Below are 15118 nucleotides of genomic sequence, written 5' to 3'. Positions count from 1 at the left end.
ATGACACCTATCTCTGCGCAGCACGACGAGTTCGATATTAAACAGCAGCGCCCTGCCGCCGGTGAAACTCGTCGTTTTGCTACTGGAGAGGCTCTATTTTTGTCGCCACTGCCGGTGCCAACCGGACAAATACCCTCGGATTTGGGTGGGAGCATTGTTGAGGTAAATGACATATATCTGGACATTGGCAGCAGCATTTTTGGTAAAGCATTTCAAGCCAGAGCAATGATTGGTCTGTGCATGGGTTTCATAGTTTCTTGCCTGCTGGTCCTACCTACAATTATGGGATTATCAACATTCAACAACCCTTTTGGACGTAACTTCTCATGGTATTTCAGCGAGTTTTTTGAATTTGGTCTGTGGATTTCCGGTTGGGGCGGCGCGGCATTTGCCATTATCGGCTGTTATGTTGTCATCAGCTCCACACTCACCAAATCCCGCACCCGCCCCATCCGCTTCAACCGCCAACGCCGCGAAGTCTGTTTCTTCCCCAACAACTCCGACGTACCCGTCATCCAGCCATGGGAAGAACTGGTAGCCTGGCTCTCAGTCAGTACCGGTTCAACCGGTGAAGGCATCATCAGCACTTACACCTTTGGCATGGCCTTCGACGATCCCAAGTCCGACAAAGTCCATTTTGTAAACCAAGGCGTAGCAACAGCCATCCATGGCTTGGGCAAATGGGAGGCCATACGTATCTACATGGAAAAAGGTCCAGAGTTCTGCCCCGGCAAAGCACCCTACGAGGGTCGTCACACCTTCGATAAAGAACGACAAGACATGCATGAGGAATACCAGCACAACGAGCGTTCCGCTTTAGGCGTTGGCTGGTGGTACCTGACACACCTGATCACCTGGTGGCGTTTTCCGTACTGGGTAGCGGAATGGGACCATCGTTTCAGCATGAAGTCTCTACCTGAATCCATTGCTGAGTGGTCTAAACCTTTACCGTTTGAGCAATGGGCCAAGCCGAGCCAAGCTTTGAAAGAGCAAAGCGCCAAGATCGAGAAGGCCTTCGCTCAGGACAAGATTTCATGACTTACTTCAAAGCAAATCTAAACGCAAATAAGACAGAAAAATCAATAAATAACTGAGTGAAAACGATGAGGCGCGTCCTTGAAGCATAAATATGACCAACTACCTCATGCTGGAGACTTTAGAAGTGAATCTGGCACAGAGATTGTCTACCTATCACCTAGGCCCGTCCCTACAGGTCTGCCGCCTTTCAGTGCGCGCCAACTGTACCGTAACACCAATGAAACCTTTCTAGACTTTGCTGTCGGGCAAGGCAATTTTGAGTTTATGGCTAGAATTGGCATCGGCGCGGTAATACTAATTGTCACTTTGCTATTTTTTTTCTCTGCTTTCGCCTCTTACCTTAGAAGAAACGCAGAGCCATTTTTGAGTGGCTGGCTCAGCTTTTTTTTCAACCCTATACTTTGGTTGATTATTGGCGCTATCGCACTTACCTATATTTATTTCTTCCATCAAGCCGCTCGACAAGTTTCAGCACACCCACCTGTTCGCTTTAACAGGCAGCGCCGCGAAGTCGTATTTGTACCTCAAAAGGGCCATAAACCACGATTTGTACCTTGGGAAGATGTTATAGCCTGTGTCTCAGTGGGAAAACTCATTACCCAATATGCAGTGATGCCAGAATACAAACTGATGATTGGCCTGCGGGATGCCGGCACCGGAAATGTATTGTGGTCCGTTATACCCAGCAGTAATTTGAGCCTTGCCGTTTCTGAGTGGGAGGCAATCCGTGCCTATATGGAGGAAGGTATGTCTGCCCTCCCCCCAGATCAATCGGACGAACTAGAGGAAGGTTCCGTCGAATTTTTCCATCTGTGTCGTCGTAGTTATCGAGCAGATCACTCATTTCTACGTTACGTCTGGGGCTTTTTGACAATACAAATTTTTAGCGGCTGGACAATACCGTGCTACATATCCGGTTGGGTGAACAGTCGGCCAAAAGCAGGTTTTCCTAAAAAAGTCCTGGAATGGTCAAGACCTCTCCCCCCTGACCAGCACGCTATGTCGAGCGAAGCGTTGCTCGAGGAAAGCGCTGACATCCGGAAGGCCTTTGCCAAAGGGCAAAACCTGCTGGATTACTTCAAGGTGAAATTTTCCGAACCGGCTCAAGAGCCCACAGTGGGCGCGTCCTAGGCCGAACACCCTTTATGGCTTTCCGAATGACACCTATCTCTGCGCAGCACGACGAGTTCGATATTAAACAGCAGCGCCCTGCCGCCGGTGAAACTCGTCGTTTTGCTACTGGAGAGGCTCTATTTTTTTCGCCACTGCCGGTGCCTACCGGGCAAATCCCCATGGATTTCGGCGGAAGCTTCGTTGAAGTCAACGAGACATTCCTTGACGTGGGCAGTAGTAATTTCGGCAAGGCTTTCCAAGCTAGGGCAATGATTGGGCTCGGTATGATATTCATCTTCTCATGCCTGATTGTTCTGCCTTTGCTTGCAGGATCTACTACTTGGGGAAATCCATTTTCCGAATCCTTTTGGGACAGAGCTGCAGGTATGTTCCATTTCGGTGTGACCTTTAGTCTTTGGGGAGGAGGAATAGCCGCGCTTCTGGGTACTTACGTTATCTTGAGCACTACCAGAGCGAAGTCCCGCACCCGTCCAATTCGATTCAACCGCCAACGTCGTGAAGCCTGCTTCTTCCCCGAAGGTTCTGACGCTCCTGTCATTCAACCATGGGAAGAGACAGTATCTTGGCTCTCAATCAGTACAGGGGTTACTGGAGTGGGAGTAGCAAGCGCCTATACCTTTGGTATGGCGTTCGACGACTCCGGAGCTGACGTAGTGCACTTTGTGAGACAAGGCGTAATGACTCCTGCTCATGGCTTGGGCAAATGGGAAGCCATACGTGTCTACATGGAAAAAGGTCCAGAGTTCTGCCCTGGCAAAGCCCCCTACGAGGGTCGTCACACCTTCGATAAAGAACGACAAGACATGCACGAGGAATACCAGCACAACGAGCGTTCCGCTTTCGGGGTTGGCTGGTGGTACCTGACACACCTGATCACTTGGTGGCGTTTTCCGTACTGGGTGGCGGAATGGGATCATCGTTTCAGCATGAAGTCCCTACCTAACTCGATTGCTGAGTGGTCCAAACCCTTACCGTCTGAGCAATGGTGCAAACCGAGCTCAGCTTTGAACGAGCAAAGCGCGAAGATTGAAAGAGCCTTTGCTCAAGGACAGGATTTCATGACGTACTTCAAGGCCAACCTCAGCAAAACCGAGGCAAAAGAATCTGCGGATAGTTCGGCATTATGAGCGTAGAGATCGAACAGCCCCGCGGTCTCGCACATGCAACTAGCCGAATAGTTCTAAGTGCAGATCAGCCCACAGGCAAGGCTCCTATGGAGCTTTTCATTACGGATGAACACACTGAGCAATACCTATCACTTCAGGTTGGAGGGGACTCTGACCGAGGAATGTTGACCGGTATTCTTGGCGGTATTTGCTCAAGTCTTTGTCTTGTCATGGGGTTGTGGATGGCGCTTCAAGGCCGATGGGAAGCCGTAATATGGCCAGTGGTGTTTGGCGTTCCGCTTTTCCTTGCCCCGTTCCTATGGGAGACACTTCGACCACTTCCTCTACCGATACTTTTCAACCGCAGGACTCGCGAGGTCTATTTTGATCATGAAGGGGCGTTGTTTCACTGTCCATGGGATGGTATCCAAGCCGTTGCATGTGAATTTCAAATAGTCGGCCCCTACACTGCTGGTATGAAAAACGCATCTTTAGAAATTATGGTTCATCGGTATCAAAACCCTGAAAACGCGCTTATGGTGAGCCTAGGATCTCCGGCAGGAAAAACACTGGACATGCAGAAAGGATTCTGGGAATACATTCGTTCCTACATGAATAATGGTCCATGGTTCGATAAAAATGGAAATCATAGTGATTCAGACAACTTTGTAAAAACGCAACTTTCTGCGAACATCGATCAATCCCAGCTCCTTGGACACTGGCGCCAAACTATCGCAGAAAAAAAAGCGGCGGCGGAAGGGAAAAATTATTTAAGCGGTATAGACGCACTTATGTTTCTTGGCCATTTAATGTTTTACCCATCAAACCTAATACAGAACTTTACTTATAATATCGCAAAAAGGAGATCGCGCAATCGCTGGCCGAACATAGTGCTTGAGCGACTAAGGCATAATGGCCCTGCGACCAGACTGACAGATTAGGAAAATACAGATGTTGTTCTGTATAAGGCGTAAAAGGGCAATCTATTTACTACGACCTCATGAAAACAGGTCATTCTATCTTTTTCAAGATATGCATACGAAATGCACATCCCTACCAGAAAACAAGGGAATCACATGGTACTGGGTGATCTTATAAGACAGTCGAATGCAAAATATGGAGCCCCGCCTACGGTAATTCTCAGGGCTGAGAAACCAACAGGCAAGGCCCCTATAGAGCTATTCATTACCGATGAACACACTGAAAATTATCTCACCCTGAAAATGAGCGGCGACGCTGAACGGGGGGCAATGACAGGTTTGCTTGCAGGTATCGCGTCTCCGCTTGGCCTACTTCTGTCACTATGGATGGCGATGGAAGCTGAATGGGCGCTGGCAGCTTTGTCTCTCGCCATTGCGATCCCGATGTTTTTAATTCCTTTCTTATATGAAGTCTGTCGACCTCTTCCTCTACCCATTCTATTCAATCGCCGCACTCGTGAGGTCTACGTTGAAAATGAAGGTGAGCTATTTCACTCCCCTTGGGATGAAATTCAAGCAATGGCATGCGAGTTTCAAATTATCGGCCCATATACTGGAAGCATTGGAAATACGTCTTTAGAAATAATGCTTCATCGCTTTTTCGCCCCTGACAATTCATTAATGATTAGCCTAGGTTCACCAATAGGTAAAACCCTCGACATGCAGAAGGGATTCTGGGAATACATCCGTTCCTACATGAATAATGGGCCATGGTTCGATAAAAACGGGAACCATAGTGAATCAGATAATTTTGTTAGAACGCAGCTTTCGGCAAACCTCAATCAATCGCAACTTCTTGGACACTGGCGCCAAACCATCGCGAACAAAAAAACCACAGCAGGCGGAAAAAATTACTTAAGCGGCATAGATTCACTTATGTTTATCGGCCACCTAATGTTTTACCCATCAAATTTAATACACAATTTCACTTACAACATGGCACAGCGAAGATCACGCAATCGCTGGCCACACATCGTACTTGAGCGGCTAAAACACAATGGACCTACGACCAGATTGATCGACTTGGAAAATACAGATGCTATTCCATAGAAGGAGCAAAGAAATAGCATGACTTTAAAAGATATCATTCAAGAAGCGCGTACCAAGTATGGCGAAGCGTCCAGTATTATTCTGACCGCAAATGAGCCCACCGGGCAAGCTCCGATGGAGCTCTTTATTACGGATGAACATACAGAAAACTATTTATCACTAAAAAACAGCGCCGATACTGATCGTGGACTGATCACCGGGCTGATGGCCCTAGGAGCTGTTCCTTGTCTACTCATGGCTATTTGGTTTTTTTCTACAGGAAAAACTGAAGGCGGAATAAACGGTCTTTTAGTTGGCCTGCCAATGCTTCTGATTCCATTTCTCTGGGAAATTCTCCGCCCACTCCCTCTACCGGTATTATTTAATCGGCGCACTAAAGAGATTTATTTCGACAACAATGGCGAACTATTTCACTCACCATGGAGTGTAGCCCAAGCGGTTGCTTGCGAGTTTCAGATTATCGGCCCTTATACTGCAGGTATAAACAATGCATCTCTTGAAGTGGTCGTCCAGCAATTTGATAAGCCTCAGAACATACTCATGGTTAGTCTTGGCAGCCCCACAGGAAAAACACTGGACATGCAAAAAGGATTTTGGGAATACATCCGATCCTACATGAACAACGGGCCTTGGTTTGACAAAACCGGTGCTCACAGCCAGTCTGACGCCTTCGTTAAAAGCCAGTTAGAAGCAAACCTAAAGCAATCTGACTTTCTAAAACACACTCGCCAGACTATTGCTAAGAAAAAATCCACCTCCGCAGGAAAAAACTACCTGAGCGGCATTGATTTTGTAATGATTTTAGCAAATTTATTCTTTTATCCTTCAAGCCGCATTCAAGATTTCACCTACAACATCGCTAAACGTAGATCCCGTAATCGCTGGCCGAAAATCGTACTTGAGCGCTTGCAGTCGGATGGGCCATCTACGAAACTTACCGACATTGAAAAGATGGCACGCTTAGCTATTCACCACTAGAAGGTATGACCTTGCCACTAATTGAAATCAAGGAACTCGCATGGTTGTGAAGAATCTGGCCCATCAAGCCCGGGCCAAGTACGGGGCGGTGCCTCATGCCAGCTTAAAATGGAATGAAACTACCGACGAAGCACCGACGGAGTTGTTCATCACCGATGAGCATGCTGAGAATTTTTTGTCGTTAAAAACCGGAGGAGATACGGACCGAGGTCTCCTCACGGGCGTAATGGCGTTCGGATCGATTCCCTGCTTACTTATAGCCCTGTGGTTACTCGCAAATGGCAATTACGCAGGTACCGGCAATGCTCTGATTGTCGCAACTCCACTGGTTCTGATCCCATTTTTTTGGGAGATTTTTCGCCGATTACCGTTACCTATAATGTTCAACAGACGCACCCGCGAAGTATATTTTGACAACAACGGGGAACTGTTTCATGCCCCCTGGGATGGCCTGGAAGCACTAACGTGCGAATTTCAGATGGTCGGACCTTATACCGCCGAAATGAAAAATGCCTCTTTGGAAATCATGGTTCAGCGATTCGGCGACCCAGAAAATACATTGATGATTAGCCTTGTTTCTCCAATAGGAAAAACCCTTGAAATGCAAAAGGGCTTTTGGGAGTACATCCGCGCTTACATGAATAACGGGCCTTGGTTTGACAAAAATGGCAACTCAAGCAAATCAGATACATTCGTAAAAAATTTACTAGCATCGAACCTCAAACAGTCGGAGTTTCTTGGTCACACCCTACAAGTCATTGCAGAAAAAAAAGCTGCTACCGACGGCAAAAACTATTTAAGTGGCATTGATGCCGCAATGTTCTTGGGAAACTTGTTTTTCCACCCCCTGAACCTAGTTCAAGATTTCACGTACAAAATAGCTAAACGTCGCTCGCGTAATCGTTGGCCGAAGATTGTGCTGGAGCGCCTGCAATCAGATGGTCCTACCACGAGACTGGTTGATATTGAGAAGTAGAGACAAATAGTTCCTTATGAGGCGCACTAAATACTAGCCAAGCTCACATTAAACAATTTACAGACATCTCACTAAACGCGCAGAATGGCAAACTGCTTCCAAGACTATCTAAGTTAAGGACGCGCGCACAGATGCCTCTTGGCTGCGAGTAACAATCGACTCGCTGTAGTCATCCGACTTTTCAATTGAGCTAGCATGCCATCCAGACCAGAACAGCAAGTCGAACTTGACCTCAAAAACCACCATCCCATGGCGGGTGAAACTCGTCGTTTTGCCACAGGTGAAGCACTATTTTTCTCTCCGTTGCCAGTTCCTACCGGGCAAATCCCAATGGATCTCGGCGGAAGCTTCGTTGAAGTCAACGACACCTACCTGGACTTAGGCAGCAGCAACCTCACCAAATCTTTCCAAGCACGCTTAGCTGTGTCGCTTCCTACAGTCGTAGTTCTCGTTTGTCTATTTGTTCTCCCAACCTTGATGGGCTTCGCAGCATTCATAAATCCATTCGGTAGAAGCTTTTGGTTTTACTTCAACGATTTTTTTGAGTTTGGACTATCACTAGCGCTCTGGTGTGGAGGAGGAGCAGCGCTGATCGGTCTGTACGCGATTATCAGCACCACCAGAAGCAAAGCCCGTACCCGACCTATCCGATTTAACCGTCAACGCCGAGAGGTCTGTTACTTCCCGGATGGCTCCGACGAACCAGTGATCCAGCCTTGGGAAGACACGGTTGCATGGATCTCAGTCAGCACCGCGTTTACAGGAGTAGGCGTAATCAGTAGCTACACCTTTGGCATGGCCATTGATAATCCCAAGGCCGATACGGTGCACTTTCTTACACAAGAGGTCATGACTCCTATTCATGGACTAGGCAAGTGGGAAGCCATACGTATCTACATGGAAAAGGGTCCAGAGCTCTGCCCTGGCAATGCACCCTACGAGGGTCGTCACACCTTCGATAAAGAACGACAAGACATGCATGAGGAATACCAGCACAACGAGCGTTCCGCTTTAGGCGTTGGCTGGTGGTACCTGACGCACCTGATCACCTGGTGGCGTTTTCCGTACTGGGTAGCGGAATGGGACCACCGTTTCAGCATGAAGTCTCTACCTGAATCCATTGCTGAGTGGTCTAAACCTTTGCCGTCTGAGCAATGGGCCAAACCGAGCCCAGCTTTAAACGAGCAAAGCGCCAAGATCGAGAAGGCTTTCGCTCAGGGACATGATTTCATGACGTACTTCAAGGCCAACCTCAGCAAAACCGAGGCAAACGAATCAGCGGATAGTTCTGCATTATGAGCGTAGAGATCAAACAGCCCGGTGATTGGCGGGACTTGAGCAATCAGCGCCCTGTCGCTGGTGAGACCCGACGTTTTGCCGCTGGCGAGGCATTGTTCTTTTCACCACTACCCATTCCTACCGGGCAGACACCAATGGATTTGGGTGGAAGCTTTCTCGACGTCAACGATACTTATCTCGATGTCGGTAGTAGCAACTTCAATAAGGCTTTCCAAGCCAGAGTGATGATCGCAAGTGTAATGCTCTTGTTGATTGTAAGTTTGATAGTAGGACCTTTTATCGCAGGCTTGATGAGTATCGGTGATCCCTACGACCGAACATTTATATACATTTTCAAAGAGTTTTTCCCCATGGGTGCTGCCGTCGGCGCTTGGGGAGCGGCAGGCGCAGCGGTTTTAGGACTGTATGCGGTGATCAGTACCACCCTCAATAAATCCAAGACCCGCCCCATCCGCTTCAACCGCCAACGCCGCGAAGTCTGCTTTTTCCCCAACAACTCCGACGTACCCGTCATCCAGCCATGGGAAGAACTGGTCGCCTGGCTCTCAGTCAGTACCGGTTCAACCGGCGAAGGCATCATCAGCACTTACACCTTTGGCATGGCCTTCGACGATCCCAGGTCCGACACAGTCCACTTCGTAAACCAAGGCGTAGCAACACCCATCCATGGCTTGGGCGAGTGGGAAGCGATCCGCGTTTATATGGAAAAAGGACCGCAGTACTGCCCCGGCAAGGCACCTTACGAAGGCCGCCATACCTTCGATCAAGAGCGTGCCGATATGCATGAGGAATACCAGCACAACGAGCGTTCCGCTTTAGGCGTTGGCTGGTGGTATCTGACACACCTGATCACTTGGTGGCGTTTTCCGTACTGGGTTGCAGAGTGGGACCATGGCTACAGTATGAAAGCGCTGCCGGACTCGATTGCAGACTGGTCGAAACCACTGCCCCCAGAGCAATGGGCAACGCCAAGTGCCGAGTTGGTTGCACTGAGCGCCAGGATTGAAAAAGCCTTTGCTCAGGGCCAGAGCTTCATGGAGTATTTCGACGCCAGTAAGCATCCGGTGTAAAAAACAAGTTAAGAAAAACGGGCGATCAAATGATCGCCCGTTTTTTATGCACGCTCAGCCAATAAACTCTCTTCAACCTCATACTTGACCACCACCCGATTCTTATAAAGCCGCGCACTCTCCAATACCTGACTCTCCTGCCCCTTGCTCCTCACATCCCGCCAGATTTCATTCTCCCGAAACACCCGCCCGCCTTCACGCACAAACCGGTGTTCCCGTTGATAAACGTGATACCGAAACGCCCGGATCTGATCACACAACAACTCCCCTTCCAACTGCTGCTCAGCCACTTTCAACTTCAACTGAAAGTGCCGATCCGTCGGGTTGTGCAACACCAGGTCGATGTAGTTGTAAAAGATCGCCGCCCCGGAACCGAATGGCAGCACGCGCCCTTCGTCAGGAAATGGGTCGAAGCTGTGATTCGATCGTTCGACCACCAGCAGCGGGGAGTGAATCGCCATCCAGTGGATCAGGTTGCTTAGTTGGCAAATCCCGCCACCGACGCCGCTGCGTGCTTCACCAAAGGACAGTTCCATGCCCTCGACATAACCGCGTTTTCGGGTCGGTCGGCCGACCAGACGGCAGAAGGAAAAGTATTCACCGGGGCCAATGACCACGCCGTCAATTGAAGCCACGGCCAATTTCAGGTTCACGACTTTGTTGTGTTGCAGCTGTACATCGGAGTCGCCGAGCTTGCGGATCAGTTTGGAGGTGTGTTTGAGGTATCGATACGGCAAGCGCTCTAAGGTGTCTTTCGGGCGAGCGTAACGTTTGCGGGAGAAGCGCCACGCCAGTTGGCGGAACAGTCTTTTTTGCCACACGCGCAGCCAGTAGAGGGCCGGGTGATAAAGGGAGAGAGGTTTCATCCGTGTCAGAACGGCGGCTGCCGTTTTTATCCTTTACAAGAAATGCTAGGCATCCTATCGGATTTATGCAGTGCATATTGCACTTGAAGAAGGTGTTCGCCCAGTGTAATGGCCTCGGCAATCCATGCACTGGTAAAGAGCCCTGACACTGGGCGAACGGGAGGGATTTTAATAGAAGTTGGCGGATATGTCCGTGTGCATAAACATGAAATTTGTGTACACAATGTTTAACAAAATGTCGATTGCAATATCACGCCGACAACTTTTAAACCCACCAGTTAGACCATTAAATTTGATCATTCCTATACAAGAAACTGTACAGGAATGATCAAGCTGTAGAGCCAAGACTCAACTTTAGTGTTGAGTGGTCACTTTCAATACATCGGTATACGTCACGACGACGCTCTGCCCTACTTTCAAGTCTTTCAGTTTTTTCTGAACTTCAGGCTTTTCAACGTTGATGGTTTTCGAGTGTCCGCGGGGTCCCTTGAAGGTCACCTGATTTTTCGCCAAATCAATTTTGGTGATTTGCAGTTGTACCTGCACCTGACGGAAGGCTTCACCCCCTGGGTTGGGGTCGTCTTTGGTGGCGCGGATTTCTCCGGTGCGTTCGGTAGAGCCCGGCAGGCCTTTGTCGACATCAGTGTCGAGGTAAGCGGCGACCGAGCGGATCACTTCGACAGTGACCTTATCACCGACCTTCAGGTTACCCAGATTCTTGGCCTTGTCGCTCAGTTGTACATTCACCTCACGGCCTTCAGCACCTTCAAGGACGACTTGGTGGTTAGCGGCGTCTACGGCCAGGACTTTGGTCGTGACTTGATCGGCTTCAACGACGGCAGACAACGGAATGTCCGCCGCCACGGCGCTAAAGCTGACAGAGGACAGCACGGTGGCGAGGGTGATGGCTTTAGTCAGAGCATGAAGTTTCATAAGCGGGACATTCCCTGTGGTGGATGGCAGCAGACGGCTCTGAATCGAGGTTCGGCGCCGTCTGTGCCACTGAGCATAGACGCTGTTCAGCGATTGTCCGCCGTCTCTTGCACGGGTGGACGCGGTATTTCGAGGCACGCGCTGTCGAGAGTTGCGACTCAATACCCGGTCATTTCCAGATAGCCCTGCCCCGCGTGACTGCCGCTCAGGCGCACGGGGCCTTCCCAGTACGGAATGCGCAAACTCATCCAGGCATTGCGATTGAGGGCATCGAGGGTGATGTCGAGGTGCTTGGCGGGGATTTTGATCGACCAGCGCACCGGCATCGAACGACCGGCGACTGTCGCGGTGTCTTGTGGCGTGAGGATGATGTCGGCGGCGTGCAATAACTGAGTCTGGCCCTGTGCGTCGATCCAGGTGCCGGTGAGATACGGCTCGCCGTTTTTCTGCCGCATGCGGTACAGCATGACCTGTTCGCCGCTGTCCAGGTGCAGGGAAAACCAGTCCCAGCCCGTCTGATTGGCGGTCAGTGGCTGGCTGCTCCACTCGCGGTCAAGCCAGGCTGGACCGCTGACCTGATAGGCCTTGCCGTCGATATCCAACGTGCCGCTGGCCTGGAAAAACGGCTGGCTGTAGTAGTACGACGCCTGGCCCTGTTCGGATTTCTGACTGAAACCCTTGTCGCCCTGAAGCACCAGTGGACGCGTGGACGTCAGCCGCAGCTGGTAGCCGAACGCCTTGTCGCGGGCACTGAGTTGAAGCTCCGCCAGAGGATCGGCGCTCTGGCTGCTGAATCGCCAGTCGTCGATCCACGCATTGAACGGGTCAAGACTCACCCCCGCCTGACCAACGCCGCCCCGGGAATAGCGCTCGGCAGCATGATGCACCGTGGCAGACGTCACCGCAGCATGCCCCAACCAGATCACCTGATTGCCCCATCCCGCCACCTCGGACGCGGCTTTCAACGCACTGCGAAACAGCGTCCATTGCACGCCGAACTCGCGCCCCTGATCGTCCTTGAGGTTAGCCGTGACGTACCACCACTCGATCCGAAAACCATCATGGGGACCGTGATCCGCCGGGAAACTGAACACCCGGCCGGGCACTACCGGTGTGAACGCGGCGGCTTCACCTCCGAGCCCGGCAAAACCTTTTTCAACCGGCGCCGTGTCATCGCAGCCGCTCAAAAAAAGTGCCAGCAACAATGCACCGAGCTTAATCCTCATGAGCAAACGTCCTCAGCAGGTCCGCCGGTTGCGAGCGATACAGCGCGTACAGCGGCCACGCCGACGCCAACAAGGTCGCGAACAACGCCAGCCCCATCAACTGCAACAACTGCAATGGAAAGACCCGCAACGGCAGGCGCCAGCCGAACGCCTGAACGTTGATCACCGTGTCCAGGCACCACGCCAGCGCGATGCCCAACGGCAACGCCAACATCAGTGTCAGCACCGCCAGCAGCCAGGTTTGCCCGAGGTTGAGCAGCATCAATTGCCGACGCGTCACGCCCAGCGCCCACAGGGGCGCGAGTTGTCCGAGGCGGCTCTGGCTCTGGGTCAGCAGGCTGATGAACAGCGCCACGCCCGCGACTGCGAGGGTCAGGCTGTTCAGCGCGGCAGTGGCGGCGAAGGTGCGCTCGAACACTTGCGTGGACCAGCCCTTGAGCCGGGCCTGATCGACGATGCGACTGTCATCGAGGGCGAAGCGCGCTTGCAGGGTTTGCAGGAACGGCGCAATCAACGGCGGGTCGATGCGCAGGTTGAAACGGTTCGGCGTCAGTTGCGGCCAGCCGCGCAGCAGGTGGTTGACGTTGACCAGGAGGTGGCCCTTGGGGTTGCCGTAGTCGGCGTAGATTCCGACGATTCGCGGCGACCAGGGGCCCGCCGGTGTGGGAATCGTCAGGTGGTCGCCCAGATGCACTTTCAATCGCCGCGCCAGTTGTTCGCTGAGCATCAAGGCGTCGTCCTTGGCCAGTCGGTCCCACGGGTTGTCACCCAAGGCCTCCAACAGCGGCCAGTGCTGGCGATAGGTCGGGTGATCGATCACGCCGAACACGTCCGCCGGCCAGCCTTGCAACTGGATCGACACCTGCCAGTTGGGCAGCACCGCGCTGAGGGAGGGTTGCTGTTTGAGCCAGCTCTGCAGTTCTCGGGCCTGGGCCGGATTTTGCGGGTTCACGTACAGCTCGGCAGTCAGGCGTTGTTCGAGCCAGTTGCTGAAGGTCTGGCGGAAACCGGCGGTCATGCTGCCGGCGCCGATGTTCGCCGCCAATGCCAACAGCAGCGCCATCAGCGCCAGGCTCAGGGCTGGCAGTTGCTGGCGGCAATCAGCGAGAAACCATTGGCCGAGCACCGAGCGGCTGCGATGCAGCGTCAGGTTCAGCACGCTGTTGAGCACCACCGGCAGCGCCAATGCGGCACCGATCAACAATGCCGCCATCAGCACAAATCCACTGGCGAGACTGTCGCCGCGGATCAGCGCCAGTAACGCGATCACGCCGGCAATCGCCGCGACCCAAGCCTGGCGCCGCAACCAGCGTGCGTGAGCCTGATGCCAGGCTTGCGGATCGGCCAGGGCCAGCAACGGCAGACGCGCCGCCCGCAACAAACTGTTGGCACCGGCCAATAACGCGCCGAGCAGGCTCAGGCCGACGCCACTGAGCCACCACCATGGGCTGAGGCTCAACTGCCCCGCCACTTCGGCACCGTACAAACCGCGCAAACTGGCGGCGACATCCGGCAGCAGCACGCTGGCCAGCAGGTAGCCACTGGCAACGCCGGCGAGGCCGCCGATCAGTGCCAGGCCGCCCAGTTCAACGGCGAGGCAAGCGATCAACATCCGTGCGCTGACACCACAGGCGCGCAAGGTTCGCAGCAGCCCTCGGCGTTGTTCCAGCGCCAGCCCGATGGCCGCGTGAACGATGAACAGGCCGACCACGAAAGACAGAAAACCCAAGGCATCGAGGTTCAGGTGAAAGCTTTCGGTGAGGCGCGAGAGGTTGTTTTCTTCGCCGCTGCTTTTGAGTTGGAGCTGGCTTTTGAACTGATCCGGCAAGGTGGCGGTGAAATCCTTGGGCAGCAGCAGACGTGACAGTTGCTCCGGCAACCCCAGAATCTGCTGGGCGAAGCCGATATCCACCAGCAACACGCCGGGGGCCATGTCAGTTTGTACATGCAGCGGCGGCAATGTCGCCCCGCTCAACGTCAGCGGCTGCTCGCCTTCGCCCATGCCCAACGCTTGCAACGTCTGCGGCGAAATCCAGGTGCTGCCCGGCGGGCTGAAAAACCGGACGATCTGCTCGATGTCCAATGCCCGCCCGGCCACCGCCGAACCGGCCGGCAGCGACACCGGCTCGATGCCCATCAGTTGCAAGCGCTGGTCTTCATGGCCCTTGAGCGTCACCCGCCCTTGCAGCACCGGCGACACCGGCCAACCGGCGCGGCGCAGTTCGATAAACAATGCCTGAGAAAAAGTCCCGCCACCGGGTGCGCTGAGGCTGGCCTGCGGCTCACCGCCGATCAACTGACTGGCTCGCGCGTAACTATCCCGCGCCTGACTGTTGAGCGCCTGCACGCCGGTCAGCAGGCTGGTGGCCAGCCACAGCCCGGTCAGCACACTGAAAAACTGCACCGGGTGCTGCCGCCAATGGCTGAGCAGCGCCCGCAACGTCTCATGAAAGACCCGCACC

General features: G+C 52.7%; 13 protein-coding genes. 9 read left to right on the top strand and 4 right to left on the bottom strand.

All coding sequences use genetic code 11. The annotated features are described in order from the left end of the window. The 9 genes from KGB24_RS08700 (at nucleotide 1) to KGB24_RS08660 (ending at nucleotide 9631) form a co-directional block, all read left to right on the top strand. Nucleotides 1-1038 carry a DUF6708 domain-containing protein gene (locus tag KGB24_RS08700; protein WP_317846482.1) on the top strand — a complete coding sequence of 346 codons (1038 nt, stop codon included), beginning with the start codon at nucleotides 1-3 and terminating at the stop codon, nucleotides 1036-1038. Between the two features lie 78 nt (nucleotides 1039-1116). Continuing rightward, complete coding sequence (locus KGB24_RS08695; protein ID WP_223415172.1) at nucleotides 1117-2169, top strand: DUF6708 domain-containing protein; 1053 nt, start codon at nucleotides 1117-1119, stop codon at nucleotides 2167-2169. Between the two features lie 26 nt (nucleotides 2170-2195). Next, a complete protein-coding gene (locus tag KGB24_RS08690) occupies nucleotides 2196-3299 on the top strand; it encodes a hypothetical protein (RefSeq protein WP_223415171.1) in 1104 nt (367 codons plus the stop codon). 86 nt (nucleotides 3300-3385) lie between these two features. Further along, complete coding sequence (locus KGB24_RS08685) at nucleotides 3386-4219, top strand: hypothetical protein (protein ID WP_223415170.1); 834 nt, start codon at nucleotides 3386-3388, stop codon at nucleotides 4217-4219. Between the two features lie 135 nt (nucleotides 4220-4354). Next, nucleotides 4355-5308 (top strand): DUF6708 domain-containing protein, encoded by a 954-nt coding sequence (locus KGB24_RS08680; protein ID WP_223474766.1) that lies wholly within the window; start codon nucleotides 4355-4357, stop codon nucleotides 5306-5308. An 18-nt stretch (nucleotides 5309-5326) separates the two neighbouring features. After that, nucleotides 5327-6286 (top strand): hypothetical protein, encoded by a 960-nt coding sequence (locus tag KGB24_RS08675; protein ID WP_223415168.1) that lies wholly within the window; start codon nucleotides 5327-5329, stop codon nucleotides 6284-6286. Nucleotides 6287-6326: 40 nt separating this feature from the next. Continuing rightward, nucleotides 6327-7262: a DUF6708 domain-containing protein gene (locus KGB24_RS08670; RefSeq protein ID WP_223415167.1), complete on the top strand. Its 936-nt coding sequence runs from the start codon at nucleotides 6327-6329 to the stop codon at nucleotides 7260-7262. 195 nt (nucleotides 7263-7457) lie between these two features. Beyond that, on the top strand, nucleotides 7458-8561 hold the full coding sequence (locus KGB24_RS08665) for a DUF6708 domain-containing protein (protein ID WP_317846481.1): 1104 nt from the start codon (nucleotides 7458-7460) through the stop codon (nucleotides 8559-8561). Further along, entirely contained in the window at nucleotides 8558-9631 is a 1074-nt protein-coding gene (locus KGB24_RS08660) for a DUF6708 domain-containing protein (RefSeq protein WP_317846480.1), read from the top strand. The genes KGB24_RS08665 and KGB24_RS08660 overlap by 4 nt, the downstream gene beginning before the upstream one ends. A 44-nt stretch (nucleotides 9632-9675) precedes the next feature. On the opposite strand, the gene KGB24_RS08655 is transcribed toward KGB24_RS08660, so the two are convergent. From KGB24_RS08655 to KGB24_RS08640, 4 genes are all read right to left on the bottom strand, one after another. Then, nucleotides 9676-10497: a VanW family protein gene (locus KGB24_RS08655; RefSeq protein ID WP_223415166.1), complete on the bottom strand. Its 822-nt coding sequence runs from the start codon at nucleotides 10495-10497 to the stop codon at nucleotides 9676-9678. Nucleotides 10498-10851: 354 nt separating this feature from the next. Next, complete coding sequence (locus tag KGB24_RS08650) at nucleotides 10852-11430, bottom strand: hypothetical protein (protein ID WP_223415165.1); 579 nt, start codon at nucleotides 11428-11430, stop codon at nucleotides 10852-10854. 158 nt (nucleotides 11431-11588) lie between these two features. Continuing rightward, on the bottom strand, nucleotides 11589-12656 hold the full coding sequence (locus tag KGB24_RS08645; RefSeq protein WP_223415164.1) for a lipocalin-like domain-containing protein: 1068 nt from the start codon (nucleotides 12654-12656) through the stop codon (nucleotides 11589-11591). After that, entirely contained in the window at nucleotides 12646-15117 is a 2472-nt protein-coding gene (locus KGB24_RS08640; protein ID WP_223415187.1) for an ABC transporter permease, read from the bottom strand. Before KGB24_RS08640 ends, KGB24_RS08645 begins: the two co-directional genes overlap by 11 nt. Nucleotide 15118: the final 1 nt, after the last annotated feature.

The organism is Pseudomonas sp. BF-RE-25 (genome assembly GCF_019956105.1).
GTDB classification, from domain to species: domain Bacteria; phylum Pseudomonadota; class Gammaproteobacteria; order Pseudomonadales; family Pseudomonadaceae; genus Aquipseudomonas; species Aquipseudomonas migulae.
Note: the sequence above shows the minus strand (reverse complement) of the source record. Positions and strands in the feature narration are given on the sequence as shown.